The organism is Microbacterium sp. NFH-22A-Y (assembly GCF_021401375.1).
GTDB classification, from domain to species: domain Bacteria; phylum Actinomycetota; class Actinomycetes; order Actinomycetales; family Microbacteriaceae; genus Microbacterium; species Microbacterium hominis.
This window is the reverse complement of sequence record NZ_JACBGF010000005.1, coordinates 109782-129064: the sequence shown is the minus strand read 5'-3', so window position 1 is coordinate 129064 and position 19283 is coordinate 109782. Positions and strand designations below refer to the sequence as shown.

Annotated in this window: 21 protein-coding genes; 12 read left to right on the top strand and 9 right to left on the bottom strand. The window is 70.8% G+C overall.

Translation table 11 applies throughout. The features are described 5' to 3' along the window. The first annotated feature begins 476 nt into the window (after positions 1–476). Positions 477–614 carry a hypothetical protein gene (locus L0965_RS15920; RefSeq protein WP_191008393.1) on the top strand — a complete coding sequence of 46 codons (138 nt, stop codon included), beginning with the start codon at positions 477–479 and terminating at the stop codon, positions 612–614. 26 nt (positions 615–640) lie between these two features. Here the strand turns inward: L0965_RS15920 and L0965_RS15915 are convergent, their stop codons facing one another. From L0965_RS15915 to L0965_RS15905, 3 genes are read right to left on the bottom strand one after another with little or no spacing between them, the layout of a single operon-like run. After that, a complete protein-coding gene (locus tag L0965_RS15915; RefSeq protein ID WP_101306041.1) occupies positions 641–1936 on the bottom strand; it encodes an MFS transporter in 1296 nt (431 codons plus the stop codon). Between the two features lie 52 nt (positions 1937–1988). Continuing rightward, on the bottom strand, positions 1989–3062 hold the full coding sequence (ychF, locus tag L0965_RS15910) for a redox-regulated ATPase YchF (protein WP_101306040.1): 1074 nt from the start codon (positions 3060–3062) through the stop codon (positions 1989–1991). A 28-nt stretch (positions 3063–3090) separates the two neighbouring features. Continuing rightward, positions 3091–3831 (bottom strand): class I SAM-dependent methyltransferase, encoded by a 741-nt coding sequence (locus tag L0965_RS15905; RefSeq protein ID WP_101306039.1) that lies wholly within the window; start codon positions 3829–3831, stop codon positions 3091–3093. 96 nt (positions 3832–3927) lie between these two features. On the opposite strand from L0965_RS15905, the gene adhP reads away from it, so the two are divergent. From adhP to L0965_RS15890, 3 genes are all read left to right on the top strand, one after another. Further along, a complete protein-coding gene (gene adhP, locus L0965_RS15900; protein WP_082734120.1) occupies positions 3928–4995 on the top strand; it encodes an alcohol dehydrogenase AdhP in 1068 nt (355 codons plus the stop codon). A 138-nt stretch (positions 4996–5133) separates the two neighbouring features. Then, the gene (locus L0965_RS15895; RefSeq protein WP_060959248.1) at positions 5134–5739 is read left to right on the top strand and encodes an exonuclease domain-containing protein; all 606 of its coding nucleotides are present in this window, start codon (positions 5134–5136) and stop codon (positions 5737–5739) included. A 46-nt stretch (positions 5740–5785) separates the two neighbouring features. Continuing rightward, entirely contained in the window at positions 5786–7057 is a 1272-nt protein-coding gene (locus L0965_RS15890) for a DNA recombination protein RmuC (RefSeq protein ID WP_101306038.1), read from the top strand. 10 nt (positions 7058–7067) lie between these two features. Here L0965_RS15890 and L0965_RS15885 read toward each other — a convergent pair whose 3' ends face one another. Continuing rightward, positions 7068–7256, bottom strand: a complete 189-nt coding sequence (locus tag L0965_RS15885; protein WP_060959246.1) for a hypothetical protein — start codon at positions 7254–7256, stop codon at positions 7068–7070. A 103-nt stretch (positions 7257–7359) separates the two neighbouring features. Continuing rightward, entirely contained in the window at positions 7360–8349 is a 990-nt protein-coding gene (gene glpX, locus L0965_RS15880) for a class II fructose-bisphosphatase (RefSeq protein WP_060959245.1), read from the bottom strand. Between the two features lie 184 nt (positions 8350–8533). Here glpX and fbaA point away from each other — a divergent pair, with 184 nt between their 5' ends. Next, positions 8534–9565, top strand: coding sequence for a class II fructose-bisphosphate aldolase (gene fbaA / locus L0965_RS15875; RefSeq protein ID WP_060959244.1), 1032 nt, complete (start codon positions 8534–8536; stop codon positions 9563–9565). 108 nt (positions 9566–9673) lie between these two features. Here the strand turns inward: fbaA and L0965_RS15870 are convergent, their stop codons facing one another. The 3 genes from L0965_RS15870 to L0965_RS15860 are packed head-to-tail and all read right to left on the bottom strand — an operon-like array spanning position 9674 to position 11774. Next, positions 9674–10243 carry an MOSC domain-containing protein gene (locus L0965_RS15870; RefSeq protein WP_101306037.1) on the bottom strand — a complete coding sequence of 190 codons (570 nt, stop codon included), beginning with the start codon at positions 10241–10243 and terminating at the stop codon, positions 9674–9676. Then, a complete protein-coding gene (locus tag L0965_RS15865) occupies positions 10240–10788 on the bottom strand; it encodes a DUF6264 family protein (protein ID WP_061782549.1) in 549 nt (182 codons plus the stop codon). Before L0965_RS15865 ends, L0965_RS15870 begins: the two co-directional genes overlap by 4 nt. Next, positions 10785–11774: a 4-hydroxy-3-methylbut-2-enyl diphosphate reductase gene (locus L0965_RS15860; RefSeq protein ID WP_060959241.1), complete on the bottom strand. Its 990-nt coding sequence runs from the start codon at positions 11772–11774 to the stop codon at positions 10785–10787. The genes L0965_RS15865 and L0965_RS15860 overlap by 4 nt, the downstream gene beginning before the upstream one ends. A gap of 133 nt (positions 11775–11907) precedes the next feature. Between L0965_RS15860 and xseA the strand changes: the two genes are divergently transcribed. The 7 genes from xseA to L0965_RS15825 all read left to right on the top strand — a co-directional run bounded on the left by xseA (position 11908) and on the right by L0965_RS15825 (position 17857). Then, the gene (xseA, locus tag L0965_RS15855) at positions 11908–13191 is read left to right on the top strand and encodes an exodeoxyribonuclease VII large subunit (protein ID WP_061782550.1); all 1284 of its coding nucleotides are present in this window, start codon (positions 11908–11910) and stop codon (positions 13189–13191) included. A gap of 1 nt (position 13192) precedes the next feature. Beyond that, positions 13193–13423 carry an exodeoxyribonuclease VII small subunit gene (locus tag L0965_RS15850; protein WP_101306036.1) on the top strand — a complete coding sequence of 77 codons (231 nt, stop codon included), beginning with the start codon at positions 13193–13195 and terminating at the stop codon, positions 13421–13423. Then, positions 13423–14049, top strand: coding sequence for a DUF4245 family protein (locus tag L0965_RS15845; protein ID WP_060959239.1), 627 nt, complete (start codon positions 13423–13425; stop codon positions 14047–14049). Before L0965_RS15850 ends, L0965_RS15845 begins: the two co-directional genes overlap by 1 nt. Continuing rightward, entirely contained in the window at positions 14046–14696 is a 651-nt protein-coding gene (locus tag L0965_RS15840) for a carbonic anhydrase (protein WP_101306035.1), read from the top strand. The genes L0965_RS15845 and L0965_RS15840 overlap by 4 nt, the downstream gene beginning before the upstream one ends. A 69-nt stretch (positions 14697–14765) precedes the next feature. After that, positions 14766–16163, top strand: coding sequence for an aspartate ammonia-lyase (locus L0965_RS15835; protein WP_101306034.1), 1398 nt, complete (start codon positions 14766–14768; stop codon positions 16161–16163). A 36-nt stretch (positions 16164–16199) separates the two neighbouring features. Continuing rightward, positions 16200–17204 (top strand): cell wall metabolism sensor histidine kinase WalK, encoded by a 1005-nt coding sequence (locus L0965_RS15830; RefSeq protein ID WP_060959236.1) that lies wholly within the window; start codon positions 16200–16202, stop codon positions 17202–17204. Beyond that, positions 17201–17857, top strand: a complete 657-nt coding sequence (locus tag L0965_RS15825; RefSeq protein ID WP_060959235.1) for a response regulator transcription factor — start codon at positions 17201–17203, stop codon at positions 17855–17857. Before L0965_RS15830 ends, L0965_RS15825 begins: the two co-directional genes overlap by 4 nt. A 21-nt stretch (positions 17858–17878) precedes the next feature. Here the strand turns inward: L0965_RS15825 and L0965_RS15820 are convergent, their stop codons facing one another. Further along, positions 17879–19234: a PhoH family protein gene (locus L0965_RS15820; protein ID WP_061782551.1), complete on the bottom strand. Its 1356-nt coding sequence runs from the start codon at positions 19232–19234 to the stop codon at positions 17879–17881. Positions 19235–19283 lie beyond the last annotated feature (49 nt).

The window sequence follows — 19283 nt, the reverse complement described above, 5'->3', positions numbered from 1 at the left end:
TACGCCAACCCCAAAAGAGGCTGGACTTGATCCAAAGGAATCTCACCCAGCCGAAGCTGAGACGAGGTTATTTGGCATTTGACAAGTGCACGCTGTTGAGTTCTCAAGGATCGGATGCTCCTACTGCTCGGCCTCTCAGCCTCACCCGCAGGGCAACTTCTCTATCTTATCCCTCTCGCGCATCTTGTCAAGTCGGCGTCTCAGGATCCGAGGATCCGTGGTGACGACCGCTGGCAACGGCTGCACGGGGGAAACCCTCATCCCAGACCGGATGGTCTGCCCACGTGGAGGGTGTGGGATGGGGATCGGTTCTCCGCTTGAGGGGGCGAGGCCTTCCGGCCCTTCGCTCTTCCCTGTGGGGCGAACGGATACAAACTTAGGTCGGATCCGCGCCGGCGGCAAATCACACCGGCATCCCGGGCGTGTCGCGCGCTCCCCGGCGTCTGTCGGCGCGGCGTCGCGGCGATACTGGCGGTATGCGCATCCCCGTCGGCGACGGCCCGACCTGTCCTCTGTGCGGGGACCGCCTGGGCTTCGAGGTCCTGGACGACGAGAGGTTCCTCGTCGCATGGTCGTGCCTCACCTGCGGGCCCGTCCTCACCACGGAGCCGTAGCCGGCGTCCCTCTCACCGCCGCGGTGTCAGAGCCGACGATCGAGCGGGCTCGTCCGTCCTCCGCGCATGGTGAGCGCAGTGGCGAGGGTGATCCCCACCAGCACCGTCACGTATCCGGAGAAGACCCACGGCGTCGCCACGGTGGCGTGGTAGATCAGCGGCGCCGTTCCACCGAAGAGGGAGTTGGCCACGGCATAGCCGAAGCCGACGCCGAGAGCACGCAGCTGCGGAGGGAAGGCCTCGGCCTTGACGATCGTGTTCGTGGCGAGATAGCCGGTGAGCACGGTGAACACCGCGACGAGGGCGGCGAACAGCACCCACGGATCGAGGAGTCCCCCGGCCACGGCGACGACCGGGCCGATGACGATGACGCCCGCCACGCCGAAGAACACCAGGAGCGCCTTCCGCCCGACGCGATCGCTGAGCGCGCCGCCGACGGGCTGCAGCACCATCAGCACGATCAGCGCGAGCAGGATCGCGGTCGTGCTGGCCCGCTCGGCTGCCGCACCCCCGGAGCCGTACGCGGCCTCACGCGACACCGCCGGCACCGTGACGGTGAACGTGTAGAAGGCGGCCGTTCCGCCGGAGGTCATCAGGACGACCCACAGCAGCGGCCGCCACCCCTCGCGCAGGAGGACGGTCAGGGTGACTCCTGCCGTGGGGCGACGCCGCTCCCCCGGCATCCGCCGCGCGACCAGCAGGGTCGACAGCCCGGCGAGCGCACCGATGCCGAACGCGACCCGCCATCCCCACACGGACACCTCTGCACGGTCGACCGATGTGAGCAGCACCAGCAGCGTCGCCTGCGCGAGCACCTGACCCGCCACGATCGTCGCCGTCTGGAACGACGAGAAGAAGCCGCGTCTGCCGTCGGTCGACACCTCCGAGAGGTACACCGCCGACACGCCGTACTCTCCGCCGGTCGCCACGCCCTGCACGAGCCCGACGAGCAGCAGGATGCCGCCGGCCGCCGCGCCCGCGGCCGACGCCGTCGGACTCAACGCCAGCACGGCCGACCCCGCCGACATCAACAGGACGCTCGACACGAGCGCGAATCGCAGGCCTCGCCGATCGGCGATGCGTCCGAACAGCCACGACCCGACCGGGCGCATGACGAAGGTCAGCGCGAAGATGCCGTAGACGTAGACGAGTGAGCCCCCGTCGGCGGGGTCGAAGAACTCCGTGCGGAAGAACGGCGCGAACGCCGCGAAGACGTAGAGGTTGTACCACTGCACGAGGTTCGGGAACGAGCCGCTGAGCAGCATCCGGAGACCTCGGGAGCGAGCCGGATCGACGCCGGCCGCCGGCGCGGCAGAACTCATGCGCTCACTTTAAGGGTGCTCCGCGGTGCGCCGGTGCGAGCGGGCCGGGACCTCAGACGTTGAAGCGGAACTCCACCACGTCGCCGTCCTGCATGACGTAGTCCTTGCCCTCCAGGCGGGCCTTGCCCTTCGCACGCGCCTCGGCGACGGAGCCCAGCGCGACGAGATCGTCGAACGAGATGACCTCCGCCTTGATGAAGCCTTTCTCGAAGTCGGTGTGGATCACCCCCGCGGCCTGCGGCGCCTTCCATCCCTTGCCGATCGTCCAGGCGCGCGCCTCCTTGGGGCCCGCCGTGAGGTAGGTCTGGAGTCCGAGCGTGTCGAAGCCGATGCGGGCGAGCTGGTCGAGTCCCGACTCGTCCTGACCCGTCGACGCGAGGAGGTCGGCGGCATCCGCCGGGTCGAGGTCGATGAGCTCGGACTCGATCTTCGCGTCGAGGAAGACGGCCTTCGCGGGAGCCACGAGCGCGGCCAGCTCGGCCTTGCGGTCGGCATCCGTCAGCACCGCCTCGTCGACGTTGAACACGAAGATGAACGGCTTCGCCGTCAGCAGACCGAGCTCCCTGATCGGCGCAAGGTCGATTCCGGAGGCCGACAGCAGCTCGCCGCGCTGCAGCGCGTCACGCGCGGCGACGGCGGCCTCGAGCACGGCGGGATCGAGCTTCTTCCCGCGCACTTCCTTCTCGTACCGGGTGATCGCCTTCTCGAGCGTCTCGAGGTCGGCCAGCTGGAGCTCGGCGTTGATGGTCTCCATGTCGGATGCCGGGTCGACCTTGCCGTCCACGTGCACGACGTCGGAGTCGGCGAAGCCGCGGACCACCTGCGCGATCGCATCGGCCTCGCGGATGTTGGCGAGGAACTTGTTGCCGAGCCCCTCCCCCTCGCTCGCGCCGCGCACGATGCCCGCGATGTCCACGAAGGAGACGGCGGCCGGAAGGATGCGTTCGCTTCCAAAGACCGCGGCGAGCTTCTCGAGCCGCGGGTCGGGGAGGTTGACGACGCCGACGTTCGGCTCGATCGTCGCGAAGGGATAGTTGGCCGCGAGAACCTGGTTCTTGGTCAGCGCGTTGAACAGGGTCGACTTGCCGACGTTGGGGAGACCGACGATTCCGATGGTAAGAGCCACGGGATCTCAGTCTACGCGGGCGACGAGCTCACCCCGCGACGGCGCGGAACCCGTGCGTGACGTACGGCAGCTCCACGCGCGCGTCGCCGACGGCTCCGATCTCGTCGAGCAGAGCGGCGACCTCCTGCTCGATGCGTGCTCGCTCCTCTGCCGGCGCGGTGATGACGTAGCTGCGCGAACGCACCATCGAGAGGACCTCATCGCGGGTGACCGCCCGCGACCAGCGCCAGCTCTCGCGCTCCAGCGTGCCGAACGGCGCCGCGACGGTCGGCCCCTCGCCCGCGAGCAGCTCCTCCGCGTGGCTTCCCTTCATCGCCGCACCCAGACGCGCGACCCAGGAGACCGACTCGTCGCGGATGTTCCAGATCAGCCCGATCACACCGCCGGGCCGCAGCACCCGCGCGGCCTCGGCAGAGGCCTCGGGAACGCGCACCCAGTGCCACGCCTGGCCGAAGACGACCGCATCGACGCTGCCGTCGGCCAGCCCCGTGGCTTCGGCCGCGCCCGCGCGCACCTCGACACCCGGAAGGGAACGACGAAAGGCGTCCCGCATCGCGGCATCCGGTTCGACGGCGACCACCTCCGCGCCCGCCCGCCGCAGCGCCTCGGTCAGCTTGCCGGTGCCGGCGCCGACGTCGGCGACCCGCGGACGGGGGCCGGCCGGAGCGATCATCCAGGCGACGGCTTCCGCCGGGTACGACGGACGACCCCGCTCGTACTCCCCCGCCGCCGCCCCGAAGCTCGTCGCCATCTCGTCGCGCGTCGCCATGGTCCGACCCTACGCCGCCCGCAACCGCGTGCAACCTTCGGGTTCCTAGCGTCGGAGCATCGGGCGGAACGGCTCCGCCGAGAGGAAGTGATGTCGATGACGACTCTGACCGAAACCTCCGTCGCGGCGGGAACCCGCGACGATCGGACGACGATGCGCGCAGCCGTCGTGACCGCGGCGGGCGAACCCCTCGTCGTCGCGGAGGTCCCCGTCCCCACGCCGGGACCGGGCCAGGCCCTCGTGAAGGTCATCACGAGCGGTGTCTGCCACACCGACCTGCACGCCGCCCGCGGCGACTGGCCCGTCGCGCCGAAGCCGCAGCTCATCCCCGGCCACGAAGGCTACGGCGAGGTCGTCGCCCTCGGTCCCGGCGTGACCACCCTGTCGATCGGACAGAAGGTGGGCAACGCGTGGCTGTGGTCGGCGTGCGGCACGTGCGAATACTGCCGCACCGGCTGGGAGACGCTGTGCCCCGATCAGCAGAACGGCGGATACTCCGTCGACGGCAGCTTCGGGGAGTTCATGCTCGTGGACGAGAAGTACGCGGCCCGCATCCCCGACGGCGCCGACCCGGTGGAGGTGGCGCCGATCCTCTGCGCCGGCGTCACCGTCTACAAGGGGCTGAAGATGACCGGGGTGCGCCCCGGCGAATGGGTCACGATCTCGGGCATCGGCGGGCTCGGACACATCGCCGTGCAGTACGCACGCGCCCTCGGGATGCGGGTCGCAGCGGTCGACGTCGACGACGACAAGCTGGAGCTCGCGCGGCGGCACGGCGCCGAGGTGACGGTCAACGCGGCACACACCGACCCAGGAGCCGCCATCCAGGAGGCCACCGGCGGCACCCACGGGGTGCTCGTCACGGCCGTGCACCCGAAGGCGTTCGATCAGGCGCTCAGCGTCGTGCGGCGCGGAGCGACGATCGTCTTCAACGGACTGCCGCCCGGGACCTTCGACGCCGACATCTTCGACATCGTGCTGCGGGCGATCACGATCCGCGGCTCGATCGTGGGCACCCGCCAGGACATGATCGAGGCCCTGGACTTCTACGCGCGCGGCCAGATCCATCCGACGGTGCACGTCGAGACCCTCGAGGACATCAACGACATCTTCGAGCGGATGGAGCGGGGCAAGATCGACGGCCGGATCGTCATGACCTACTGACCCGGCGCCACGACCAGCGGGGAGCGATCGCAGCAGGATCGCTCCCCGCTCTCCTTGCGCCCCGGCCGCAGGCGGCGGTGTGCGGCGAGCACGGCGCGCCTGCCGCGGCGGCCGGGGCACGACACGCAGAGTGGACGCGTGGCCCTGGACTTCACCGCGATCGACTTCGAGACGGCGAACTCCTCCAGCGCCTCCGCGTGCGCCGTGGGACTCACCCGCGTCCGCGACGGGCGCGTCGTGGCGACCGCGGGTTGGCTGATCCAGCCCCCGCCGGGCCACGACCGGTTCTTCGAGATCAACGTCGGCATCCACGGCATCCGCCCCGAGGACGTCGCCGACGCCCCCTCCTGGGCCACCCAGCTCGACGACCTCGCCGCCTTCGTCGGCGATGACGTGGTCGTGGCGCACAACGCGGGCTTCGACATGAGCGTCCTGCGCCGCGCCTGCGAGGTGACGGATGCCGCGTGCCCGCCGTACCGTTACGTATGCAGCCTCCAGGTGGCGCGCAAGACGTACGATCTCGCGTCCTACCGGCTCCCGCTGGTGGCCGCCGCCGCGGGGTTCCTCGATTTCGCGCACCACGATGCGACGGCCGACTCTTTGGCCTGCGCGCACATCATGATCGACGCCGCGGCCCGCGCGGGGGCGCACGACGTCGTCGAGCTCGCGATGCTGCTCGGTGTGCGCGTGCCGCAGCTCGCGGGCACGGCATCGCGCCCCACCGCGGCGGTTCCGACCTTCTGACGGTGCGGCGCACGACGATGTCCGAGGCCTCGGGCACGCTGTGCACATGGATGCACTCGTCGTCATCTCCCTCGCGGTCCTCTGCCTGATCTGCGGCCTGGTCGCCGGCTGGTTCACCGGCGGCGCCCGCGCCGCCGAACGTGCCGCCCGCGATGCTGCGGCGCTCACCGCGCGCCTGGGCGCCGCCGACGCGACGGCACGCTCGCTCGGCGAGCAGCTCGAGCAGCAGCGGGCGCTCACCCGTGAGCTCAGCGCGCAGGCGCGCGCCGACCAGAGCGCGCAGCAGGAGCGGGAACGACGCGAGCAGCTCGTGCTCCGCGCGCTCGCCCCCGTCCAGGAGACGTTGGAGGCGATGCAGCAGAAGGTGACCGCCCTCGAACGCGACCGCCAGACCCAGTTCGGCTCCCTCACGGAACAGCTGCGCCAGGCGCAGGCGTCGGATGAGGCGCTGCGCGCGACGACGGAGTCGCTCGCCGGAGCCCTCCGCTCGAATGCGACGCGCGGGGTCTGGGGCGAGACGCAACTGCGGCGGGTCGTCGAGTCGGCCGGGCTGACGCGTTACGTCGACTTCGACCTGCAGTCGTCGGTCACCTCGCACGCCGGCGAGGGGCGCCCCGACATGATCGTGCGCCTTCCCGGGGGCAAGTCGCTCGCCGTCGATGCGAAGGTGCCGCTCGACGCGTACCTCGAGGCATCCGCGATCCCCGTGACCGCTCTCGGGGAGGAGGCGGCCCGGCGGGCACAGCTGCTGCAGCGGCACGTGAAGGCGGTCCGCGCGCACGTGGACGCCCTCGCGAAGAAGGCCTACTGGAGCGGATTGGACTCCAGCCCCGAGTTCGTCGTGTGCTTCCTGCCGAACGAGGCGCTGCTCGCGACCGCCCTCGAGGAGGATCCGACCCTGCTCGACTACGCGTTCGGCAAGCGCGTGGCTCTGGCGTCGCCGGTCAACCTGTGGGCGGTCCTGAAGACCGTCGCCTACACCTGGACCCAGCAGGACGTCTCCGCCGAGGCGCGTCGTCTGTTCGATCTCGGAACCGAGCTCTACCAGCGCCTCGGCGCGCTCGCCGGGCACGCCGACGATCTCCGCCGCGCCATCGAGCGGACGGTGGACACCTACAACCGCTTCGCCGGGTCGCTGGAGACCCGCGTGCTCGTCACGGCGCGCAAGTTCCCCGGCATCGATGAGACGAAGCTGGATGCGGCGGCAGCACCCGCCGCGATCGAGAAGACACCGAGGAAGCTGATCGCCCCCGAACTCACCGACGGTGCCGCCGAGGCCATGGTCGCCGACGTGGGCGACCTGCGCGATCGACTGTGAGCGCGCCGGATCAGGCCGGGAAGAGGTTCAGCAGCCCGACGACCGCGACGGAGACCGCGACGAAAGCGCCGATCATCCACCACGCGCTGACCTGATGCCCTTCCGGCATCCGTCGCCGCAACAGGACGTCGGGCCTGCGCGCGGGGTCGACCGGCACGGTGACCTGACCCGTTCTGGGACTGCTCGATGCTGCGGACATGTGACCCCCGGACTGCGTGGACGACGTATGTGTCGCCGGTGACACCGCTCCACATTCTGCCAGAGCGGGCGTCAGCTGTCCTCCACGCCCCCGCGCGTCGCGCTCAGAGCCACTTCGAGGTGAGGTGCTCCGAGGAGATGCGGCGCAGCGTTCCGGACGCGCCGCGCAGGACGACGCTCTCGGTGTAGACGAAGTCGCCGTCGCGACGCACGCCCGCGACGAGCTCGCCGTTGGTGACACCGGTCGCGACGAAGATCGTGTTGCGTCCCTTCACCAGTTCGTCGGCTTCGTAGACGTAGCCGTCGAGCTTGAGACCGGCGTCGATCCCCCGCTGCTTCTCGTCGTCGTCGCGCGCCCAGAGCCGACCCTGGATGTGACCGCCCAGCGCCTTGATCGCGCAGGTGGTCGCCACGCCCTCGGGGCTGCCGCCGATGCCGATGCACATGTCGGTGCGCGCGTTGTGGCGCGCCGCGTTGATGCCGCCGGCGACGTCGCCGTCGCTCATCAGACGCGTGCCCGCGCCGGCTTCGCGGATCTCCTCGATGAGGCGCGCGTGGCGCGGACGGTTGAGCACGGAGACGACGAGTTCGTCGACGGGCTTGCCGAGCGACGCGGCGAGTCGGCGGATGTTCTCGCCGACGGGCAGGCGGATGTCGACGACGCCGACGCCGGCGGGACCGGTGACGATCTTGTCCATGTAGAAGACGCTCGAGGCGTCGAGCATCGAGCCACGGTCGGAGACGGCGAGCACCGAGAGGGCGTTGTTGCGCCCCTCCGCGGTCAGCGACGTGCCGTCGATGGGATCGACGGCGACATCGCACTGCGGCCCCCGCCCGGTCCCGACGTGCTCGCCGTTGAAGAGCATCGGGGCGTTGTCCTTCTCGCCCTCGCCGATCACGATGACGCCGTCGAAGGCGACGGTGGTCAGGAACGCGCGCATCGCGTCGACGGCCGCGCCGTCGGCCTTCTCCTTCTCGCCGCGCCCGATGAAGGGGACCGAGCGGATGGCTGCGGCCTCGGTGGCGCGCACGAGCTCCATCGCGAGGTTGCGGTCGGGGTGCAAAGGGCTCATGTCCGCGGTCAGGCTCACCATGTCGCCAGCCTAGAGCGACACCTGCGTCCGCCGTGGCGTTTTCGGCGGCGCCGCAACGAAGGAACCGCGATTCTTTCACCGCGGACAAGCGGCAGGGGACTCTTTTGCCCGGTCGCCCCCTCACGGACGGTCCCGCCGCTTCGATAGGCTGAGCCTGGAATCCCCGCAGAACTGAGGAGCAGAAATGCCTGTCGCCACCCCTGAGCAATACGCCGAGATGCTGGACCGTGCGAAGGCCGGTGGATACGCGTTCCCCGCGATCAACGCCGCCAGCTCGCAGTCGATCAATGCCGTCCTGCAGGGTCTGACCGAAGCCGGCTCCGACGGCATCATCCAGGTGACGACCGGCGGCGCCGACTACTTCGCCGGCCACACCGTCAAGGGCCGTGCCACGGGTGCCCTCGCGTTCGCGAAGTTCGCCACCGAGGTCGCGAAGAACTACCCGATCACGGTGGCCCTGCACACCGACCACTGCCCGAAGCCGGCGCTGGAGGACTTCGTGCTGCCGCTGATCGCGGCATCCGAGGAGGAGGTGCGCGCCGGTCGCAACCCCATCTTCCAGTCGCACATGTGGGACGGCTCGGCGGTGCCGCTCGAGGAGAACATCGAGATCGCCAAGCAGCTGCTCCCCCGCATGAAGAACATCAACGCCATCCTCGAGGTCGAGATCGGCGTCGTGGGCGGCGAGGAGGACGGCGTCAAGCACGAGGGGTCGAACGAGGCCCTGTACACGACCACCGCGGACGTCTCGAAGTTCGTCGACGCGCTCGGACTCGGCGAGAACGGCCGGTACATCGCGGCGCTGACGTTCGGCAACGTGCACGGCGTCTACAAGCCGGGCAACGTGAAGCTGCGCCCCGAGCTGCTCGGCGAGATCCAGGCGGGCATCGCGGAGAAGTTCGGCACCGGCGCGAAGCCCCTCGACCTCGTGTTCCACGGCGGCAGCGGCTCGACGCCGGAGGAGATCGCCACCGCGGTCGCCAACGGCGTCGTCAAGATGAACATCGACACCGACACGCAGTACGCGTTCACGCGCTCGGTCGCCGGGTTCATGTTCAGCAACTACGACGGCGTGCTCAAGGTCGACGGCGAGGTGGGCAACAAGAAGGCCTACGACCCGCGCGCCTGGGGCAAGATCGCCGAGTCGGCGATGGCGGCCCGCGTGGTCGAGGCCACGCAGCAGCTCGGTTCGGCGGGCCACTCGATCAGCATCTGATCCGTCCCCGTACGACGAACGCCCCCGGAGCCGCGCTCTGGGGGCGTTCGACGTACGGGCCGTCGCCGCGGATGCCCGACCGTGACCGGCGCGGGGCGCCCGCGACGATCACGCGGGATCGGCGTACGCGTCCAGGAGTCCGGGCGCGCCGTCGGGCACGTGGATGACGGTGAGGGGGTCGCCGGCGCGGACCGACCCGGTGCGCACGACGCGCAGGTACGGGCCCAGTCGACGCTCCGCCGAGAAGCGGCGTACCCAGCCGCGCTCGGCCGACCGGTCGACCGTGCGCACCCAGCGCGCGAACGTCTGGCAGGGCGTCCGCGGCATCGTCACCTCGACGACGGCGGTCTCGCCGATCCTCCATCGCTCGCCGATCCGCGAGCGGTTGACGTCCAGCCCGTCGACGCGGAGGTTCTCGCCGAACCACCCGGGCGGCAGGTCGACGCCCAACTCGGCCGCCCAGAAGTCGGCGTCCTCCTGCGCGTAGGCGTAGAGGGCCTTGTCGGGGCCGCCGTGGTGCTTGCGATTGGCCTGGACGTCGGCATACGCGCCGTAGCGTCCGAGGCGGACCGGCCCCTCGACGGCGGCCTTGTCGATCGCGGTCACCCCGAGCGCCCCGGCGTCGGGTCGCAGCGCCCGCACGACGCACACCGCGAGGAGCGTGCCGGATGCGCTCATCGGGCGAAGTGGCTGACGATCGCGGGGTCGCCGAGCAGGGGGATCGTGAGGCACACCGTCGCGATGATGAACGTCACGATGGCCCCGACGAGGGGAATCCACCACGACAGCCGGTGCGCCCTCAGCGAGGCCCAGGACAGCACGGCCGTCAGCATCCAGCCTCCGATGAAGACGAACGCCGAGATGCGCCCCCACAACTCGCCCTGCGCCGTGTTGGTGAAGGTGGCGTCGATCCCGGCGACCTGCATCCAGGTCTGCGCGAAGCCCGCGAAGTCCCACAGCTGGGGAACCGCGCTGATGACGGTGACGAGGCCGTACACGAGCAGCGCGAAGGTGATGATCCGATCGGCCGTGCGCGACGGACGCGCCGCGGCGGTCGTCGCCGGCGCGGTCGGCGGATGCGCACGGCTCGGGACGGTGGGCGGGAGCACGGGATGCTGCGCCGGCAGCGCCGGCTGCGCGATGCGCGCGCGCTGCTCCTCCGGTGTGGCGTACTCGCCGTACTGCGGGCGCGGGCGCGTCGGCTCCGCCGCGGGCTCGCTCACGTCCGGGACCGCCCGCCGAGCGCGCGGTCGTCACGGCGTCCGGTGGCGTCCTGACGCAGCTCCTTCGGGAGGGAGAACATCAGGTCCTCCTCGGCGGTGCGCACCTGCTCGACGTCGGCGTAGCCGGCGCCGGCCAGATCGGCGAGCACCTCCTGGACGAGGACCTCGGGGACCGAGGCGCCGCTGGTGACGCCGACCGTTCCGACGCCGTCGAGCCACTCCTGCCGGATCTCGTGCGCGTAGTCGACCCGGTAGGCCGCCTTCGCGCCGTACTCAAGGGCGACCTCGACCAGACGTACCGAGTTCGAGGAGTTCGACGAGCCGACGACGATGACCAGATCCGCGTCCTTGGCGACCTTCTTGATGGCGACCTGGCGGTTCTGCGTCGCGTAGCAGATGTCGTCCGACGGCGGATCCTGCAGGCTCGGGAAGCGCTCACGCAGACGGCGCACGGTCTCCATGGTCTCGTCGACCGAGAGCGTGGTCTGCGAGAGCCACACGACCTTCTCCGGGTCTTTGACGACCACGCGATCGGCCTCGTCGGGCGAGTTCACGACGGTGACGTGGTCGGGAGCCTCTCCGGCGGTGCCTTCGACCTCTTCGTGGCCGTCGTGGCCGATGAGCAGGATCTCGAAGTCGTCGCGCGCGAAGCGCACCGCCTCGCGGTGCACCTTGGTGACGAGCGGGCAGGTCGCGTCGATCGCCTGCAGCCCGCGCTCGGATGCCGCGTTCACGACGGCCGGCGAGACGCCGTGCGCGCTGAAGACCACGTGCGCACCGGACGGGACCTCGTCGACCTCTTCGACGAAGATCGCCCCCTTCGCCTCGAGCTCGGTGACGACGTGGATGTTGTGGACGATCTGCTTGCGCACGTACACCGGGGCGCCGTAGCGTTCCAGCGCCTTCTCGACGGCGATCACGGCGCGGTCCACCCCCGCGCAGTATCCGCGCGGGGAGGCCAGGAGGACCTTCTTGGGTCCTGGCACCGGGTTATCCTGGAGCCGTCCGCGCGGTCCTGGGATATGGGGCGTCGGTAGACGGACGGCAGAGCTGCTCACCCCTCGATTCTAGGGAGGGCGGGCTGAGTGAGGGCCGCATGCGCGCGGCGGAAAGGCAGCGATGGCTTCGTTCGCGTCCGCTCCCGGTGAGGTCGCTCCGCCGGATGCCGTGGCCCCGCGCGATTCCCGCGCCGACGCGCCGACCTCCGTGTCGCGGCTGAACGAGACGATCCGCGGCTTCGTGTCGACCTGGGGCTCGGTGTGGGTCGAAGGCGAGATCACGGCGTGGAACCTCCGCGGCGGTCACGTCTTCGGCCGCCTGAAGGACGCCAACGGCGACGCGATGATCTCCTTCCGCCTGTGGTCATCGACGCTCCAGCGGCTGCAGGACGACGTGAAGGTGGGCGACCTGGTGGTCGCGTGCGTCAAGAGCGACTTCTTCGTCAAGACGGGCGATTTCACCTTCACGGTGTCGGCCATGCGGCACACGGGCCTGGGAGACCAGCTCGAACGGCTGGAGCGACTGCGCACCCGGCTGCGGAGCGAGGGGCTGTTCGACCCCGCGCGCAAGAAGCGCATCCCGTTCCTCCCGCACGTCGTCGGGCTCATCACGGGTGAGCGCAGTGACGCCGAGAAGGACGTGCACCGCAACGCCGAGCTGCGCTGGCCGGAGGTGCGCTTCCGCACGATCCACGCCGCGGTGCAGGGCGAGCGCTGCGTACCGGAGACGATCGCCGCGCTGGCCGCGCTGGACGCCGACCCCGAGGTGGACGTCATCGTGATCGCCCGCGGCGGCGGCGACCCCCAGGCCCTCCTCGGCTTCAGCGACGAGCGTCTGGTGCGGGCGGTGGCCGCGGCATCCACCCCCGTCGTCTCGGCGATCGGGCACGAGAACGACCACCCGCTCCTCGACGACGTCGCCGACCTGCGCGCCTCCACCCCCACGGATGCCGCGAAGAAGGTCGTCCCCGACGTGTCGGAGCAGCGCGCGCTCGTGCAGCAGCTGCGCACGCGCGCCCGCACCCGTCTCACCCAGCGGATCTCGCACGACATCGCCCAGCTGGAACAGCTGCGCTCGCGGCCGGTGCTGCGCTCCCCCGAGTCGCTGCTCACGCCGCGCTCGCACGAGCTGTGGACGCTCGTGTCGCGCGGTCGCGACGTCGTGACGCGACGCCTGGATGCCGCCGACCGGACGACCGCGCAGCTGCGGGCCTCGCTGCGCGCCCTGTCGCCCGGCGCGACGCTGTCGCGCGGATATGCCATCGCGCACCTGGACGGCGGCGTCATCGTCCGGGACGCCGCGCAGGCCCCGGCGGGGGCGTCGGTCACGGTCACCGTCGCCGAGGGATCGTTCGCCGCGCGATCGGAGGGACCCGTCGCCGAAGACGTCGGGGCGGCGTCCTAGAATGGACGCCATGACCAGCGACACGGCCGCCGACGTCGCCGATCTCTCGTTCGAGCAGGCACGCGACGAGCTCGTCCGCGTCGTCGCCGAACTCGAGCAGGGCGCCCCGACCCTCGAGCACTCCCTCGCGCTCTGGACGCGGGGAGAGGCGCTCGCAGCCCGCTGCGAGGAGTGGCTCCTGGGCGCCAAGCGCCTGCTCGATGCCGCTCGTCCGGCGGACGTGGAGTCGTGATGGCCGCCGGTCCCCGCATCGTCGCCGAGCTCGGTCGCCCCGAGACGCCCGACGAGACGGCCGACCGCAAGGCTGCGGCATCCCGCGCCTATCGGCAGAGCAAGACGTTCCGCAACCTCGTCGCCGCACTGCTCGTGACGATGGCGGTCGTCGCCGTCGTGTACTTCGGCGTGCCCCGCGGGTCGCTGCCCGACCCCGAAGAGGCCGACGTGGCGGCATCCGCGCAGAGCGCGTCGGCATCGCTGGAGCACACCCTGCTCGTTCCCACGGTGCCGCAGGACTGGCGCGCCAACTCCGCGCGTCTCGAGGGCTCGATGTGGCGCATCGTCTACGCGCCGCCGACCGGCTACATCCGCATCGCGCAGGGCATCGACGCCGACCCGACGTGGGCGTCGAAGGTGCTCGGGGGCTTCGCCCCGACGGGGAGCGTCACGATCGACGGCATCGTCTGGGACGAGTACACGATCCCCGCGTCGGCACGCACCGACACGGTCTCCTACGCCCTCTCGACGGCGGCCGGCACCGACACGGTCCTCATCTACGGGGCCACCGACGCCCCCACCGCCGCGGTCGCCGCCACCGGCGTGACCGACCAGATCCGCACCCTGCGCGAGGAGACGCGATGAGCACGACGACCCGCCCGACGCCCGCGACCGTCTGGGCCGAGATGCGCGAAGGCAATGAGCGCTTCGTGGCGGGAGAGCCCCGCCACCCCCGTCAGGACGTCGAGCGCCGCAACGAGCTCGCGGCCGCGCAGACCCCGCGCGCCGCGCTGTTCGGATGCGCGGACTCGCGCCTGGCGGCCGAGATCATCTTCGACCAGGGCCTCGGCGATCTGTTCGTGGTCCGCAACGCCGGACAGGTGGCCTCCGATTCGGCGATCGCCAGCCTGGAGTACGCCGTCGCGGCGCTCGATGTGTCGTTGATCATCGTGCTCGCCCACGACGCGTGCGGGGCGGTGCGCGCCGCGATCGACTCGACGGCCCTCGGCTCGCCCGAGCTGCCCTCGCACATCTGGCGCCTGATCGCCCGCATCGTGCCGGCGGCGCGAACCGTGCTGCGCGACGCCGGCGGCGACGTCGACCCGCGCACGCTGGATGCCGAGGAGGTCGGCCGCGAACACCTCAAGAACACGGTCGACGACCTCCTCGCCTCTTCGCGGCTGATCGCCGAGGCCGTGGCCGAGGGACGACTGGGCATCGTCGGGGCCAACTACCGGCTGAGCGAGGGCACCGCCGTGCCGCACGTCACGGTCGGACTCGACGAGGCCTGACCGGTCCGCCCGCGCCCCGCCCGACATCACCACAACAGAACACGCACAGGAAACGAGGACGTGACCGCAATGACCGAGACCACCGAGTACCGCATCGAGCACGACACGATGGGTGAGGTGCGCGTCCCCAAGGACGCGCTGTACGCCGCGCAGACGCAGCGCGCCGTGGAGAACTTCCCGATCTCGGGGACGGGACTCGAGTCGACCCAGATCGCCGCGCTCGCCCGCATCAAGAAGGCGGCCGCCCTCGCGAACAAGGAGCTCGGCACCCTGGACGGCGCGATCGCCGATGCGATCGCCGCCGCCGCCGATGACGTCATCACGGGCCGCTACGACGCGCACTTCCCGGTCGACACCTACCAGACCGGCTCGGGCACCTCCTCGAACATGAACATGAACGAGGTGCTGGCCTCCCTCGCGACGCAGAAGCTCGGCGCCCCGGTGCACCCGAACGACCACGTCAACGCGTCGCAGTCGTCCAACGATGTGTTCCCGACATCGGTGCACATCGCGGTCACGCAGGCCCTCATCGACGACCTCATCCCGGCGCTGGACCACCTGGCGGTCGCGCTCGAGGCGAAGGCGGAGCTGTGGAAGGACGCCGTGAAGTCCGGCCGCACGCACCTGATGGACGCGACGCCGGTGACCCTCGGCCAGGAGTTCGGCGGCTACGCCCGCCAGATCCGCCTCGGCATCGAGCGGGTACGCGCGGTGCTCCCCCGCGTGGGCGAGGTCCCGCTGGGCGGCACCGCCGTGGGTACCGGCATCAACACCCCGCTCGGCTTCCCGCAGAAGGTCATCGCGCTGCTGGCTGAGGAGACCGAGCTGCCGATCACGGAGGCGAAGGACCACTTCGAGGCCCAGGCCAACCGCGACGGGCTCGTCGAGGCCTCCGGCGCGCTGCGCACGATCGCGGTGTCGCTCACGAAGATCAACAACGACCTGCGGTGGATGGGCTCCGGCCCCAACACCGGACTCGGGGAGCTGCACATCCCCGACCTGCAGCCGGGCTCGTCGATCATGCCCGGAAAGGTCAACCCCGTCGTACCCGAGGCCACGCTCATGGTGTGTGCCCGGGTGATCGGCAACGACGCCACGGTCGCCTGGGCCGGCGCGTCGGGCTCGTTCGAGCTCAACGTCGCGATCCCCGTCATGGGCACCGCCCTGCTGGAGTCGATCCGGCTGCTGTCCAACGCGATGCGCGTGCTGGCCGACAAGACGATCGACGGCCTGCAGGCGAACCTCGACCGCGCCGCCGCCTTCGCGGGGATGTCGCCGTCGATCGTGACGCCGCTGAACAAGCTGATCGGGTACGAGGCCGCGGCGAAGATCGCCAAGCACGCCGTCGCCAAGGGCATCACGGTGCGCGAGGCCGTCATCGACCTCGGCTACGTCGAGCGCGGCGAGCTGACGGAGGAGCAGCTCGACGCCAAGCTCGACCTGCTCTCGATGACCCACCCGGGCTGATCGCGGCCGCGTCGATCCCGGGTCGATAATCAGAGGGTGAACCGCGCCGCCAGCACCGCCCGCACGGGACGTCGTGCGCGCACGCTGGCGGTGCTGCTCGCCGTCGTGACCGGCGGATTCGCGTTCACCGCGCTGGCCCTGCTCCTGCTGCACGCGGCCACGGGCACCGAGACGACCTGGGCGGACGTCGGCGTCTTCGCTGCCGCCGCGGTCCTCACCCTGGCCGCGACGGCGGTCGTCGGCTGGTTCCTCGTCGACGCGGATCCGCGTCGCCTTCCCGATCTCCCCGAACTCCCCGAGGGTCTCGACACCCCCGACGCGCTCTTCGACGCGCAGCGCCGACTGCTCGACGACGTGCGCCACGAGCTGAAGACGCCGATCACGATCGTGCGGGGACACCTCGAGCTGATGGATGCCGCGGACCCCGCCGATGTGGCGTCCACCCGGACCCTCGGCATCGCCGAGCTGGATCGCATGACGCGGCTGATCGGCGACATCGATCTGCTGGCGGCGGTGGAGAGCGACAGCTTCACGATGGGCGACGTCGATCTGGCGGCGCTCACCCAGCGCGTCGCCGAGCTCGTCACGGTGATCGGCGGCCACGGCTGGAGCGTCGAACAGCGCGCGGCGGGCATCATCCACGGCGACCACGACCGTCTTCTGCAGGCGTGGCTGCAACTGGCGGACAACGCGGCCAAGTACACGCCGTCCGACTCCCCCATCGAGATCGGGAGTGCCGTGCACCCCTCCGGCGCGCAGCTGTGGGTGCGCGACCACGGCCCCGGCATCCCGCCGTCGCTGCGGCATCGCATCTTCCGCCGCTTCGATCGGGGCACCGGCAAGCGCGCGGTGGGCGGATCGGGACTGGGGCTGGCGATCGTCGACACGATCGCGCGCGCCCACGCCGGTCACTGCACCGTCGCCGACACGCCGGGAGGCGGCGCGACGTTCACCATCGAGATCCCCATCGGCACGCAGGCGACCCTCCCGACGCCCGTGCGCGCGGGGGATGTCGTCCAACAACGGGAGGCCTCCGGATGACCCGCATCCTCATCGTCGACGACGAACCGCACATCGTGTCCATGGTGTCGCGCGCCCTGGCAGCCGAGGGCCATGAGAGCGTCGCGTGCGACGACGGTCCGGCCGGCCTGGAACGGGCGCTGCGCGGCGACATCGATCTCGTGATCCTCGACGTGGGCCTTCCCACGATGGACGGGTTCGAGGTGCTGCGGCATCTGCGCGCGGACGGCGCGACCGTGCCGGTGATCATGCTCACCGCCCGCAGCTCGGCGCGCGACGCCGTCGACGGGTTGGACGCCGGGGCCAGCGACTACGTGCCGAAGCCGTTCTCGCTGGCGGAGCTCATGGCACGGGTGCGCTCACGTCTGCGGGAGCGCACCGGCACGATCGTCATGGTGCTGACGCAGGGCGACGTCAGTCTGGACCTGCTCGCGCGACGCACGACCGTGGCGGGGCGCGAGGTCGACCTCTCGGCTCGGGAGTTCGCGCTGGCGGAGCAGTTCCTGCGGCATCCGGGCGAGGTGCTCACCCGCGAGACGCTGCTCAGCCGCATCTGGGGTCTGGACTTCGACCCCGGCTCGAACGTGGTCGACGTGTACGTCCGGTATCTGCGGGCGAAGCTGGGCGCCGAGCACATCGTGACGGTGCGCGGCGAGGGCTACCGCTGGGAGTAGCCCCCGCCGCGCCCGCGGGGTTCAGCTCAGCTCGCCCTGCTCCAGCAGGTCGGTGACGAGCGCGGCGATCGCCGAGCGCTCCGAGCGGACGAGGGTCACGTGGCCGAAGAGGCCGTGGCCCTTGAGCGTCTCGATGACCGAGGCGATGCCGTCGTGGCGGCCCACCCGCAGGTTGTCGCGCTGCCCGACGTCGTGGGTGAGCACCACGCGGGAGTTCTGCCCGATGCGGCTGAGGACCGTCAGCAGAACGTTGCGCTCGAGGGACTGCGCCTCGTCGACGATCACGAACGCGTCGTGCAGCGAGCGTCCGCGGATGTGCGTGAGGGGAAGCACCTCCAGCATCCCGCGCGCGACCACCTCCTCGAGGACGTTGCCCGACACGACGGAGCCGAGCGTGTCGAACACCGCCTGCCCCCACGGGTTCATCTTCTCGGCCTGATCGCCCGGCAGGTAGCCCAGCTCCTGACCGCCGACGGCGAACAGCGGGCGGAAGACGATGATCTTCTTCTGCTGCTGCCGTTCCAGCACGGCTTCCAGTCCCGCGCAGAGCGCGAGGGCCGACTTGCCGGTGCCGGCGCGACCGCCGAGCGAGACGATGCCCACCTCGGGGTCGAGAAGCAGGTCGATGGCGATGCGCTGCTCGGCGCTGCGCCCGTGCAGGCCGAAGACGTCGCGGTCGCCGCGCACCAGGCGGAACGCCCCGTCGCCGGTGACGCGCCCGAGGGCGGAGCCGCGCTCGGAGTGGATGACGAGCCCCGTGTTGACCGGGAACCCGCGCACCTCTTCGCTCGTGGCGACCTCGCTCTCGTAGAGGTCGCTGATGTCGTCGCCCGATACGGCGATGTCCGCGATGCCGGTCCACCCGCTGTCGACCGCCTGTTCGGCGAGGTACTCCTCTGCCGGGATGCCGAGGGACGCCGCCTTCACCCGCATGGGCAGGTCCTTCGAGACGACGGTCACCTCCTGACCCTCCTGGGCCAGGTGCATCGCCACGGCGAGGATGCGGGTGTCGTTGTCGCCCAGGCGCATGCCCGCGGGCAGCACGGAGGGGTCGGTGTTGGTGAGCTCGACGCGCAGGGTGCCGCCCTCGCCGACGGGCACGGGGAAGTCGAGTCTGCCGTGCTCGACCCGCAGCTCGTCGAGGTGACGCAGCGCCTGGCGCGCGAAGTAGCCGATCTCCGGGTCGTGGCGCTTGCCTTCGAGCTCGGTGACGACGACGACCGGCACGACGACCGAATGTTCGGCGAAGCGGAAGAAAGCCCGCGGATCGCTCAGCAGGACCGAGGTGTCGAGGACGTAGGTGCGCAGATCCGTGTCCGCGACCTCCTCGGCGACGTCATCGATCCGGCGTTGCTGCAGTGAAGCCCGTGTGGTCACAACTCACTCCCGCCCCGGGTGGAGCACCCGGCAGTCTCGAGTCGACCGT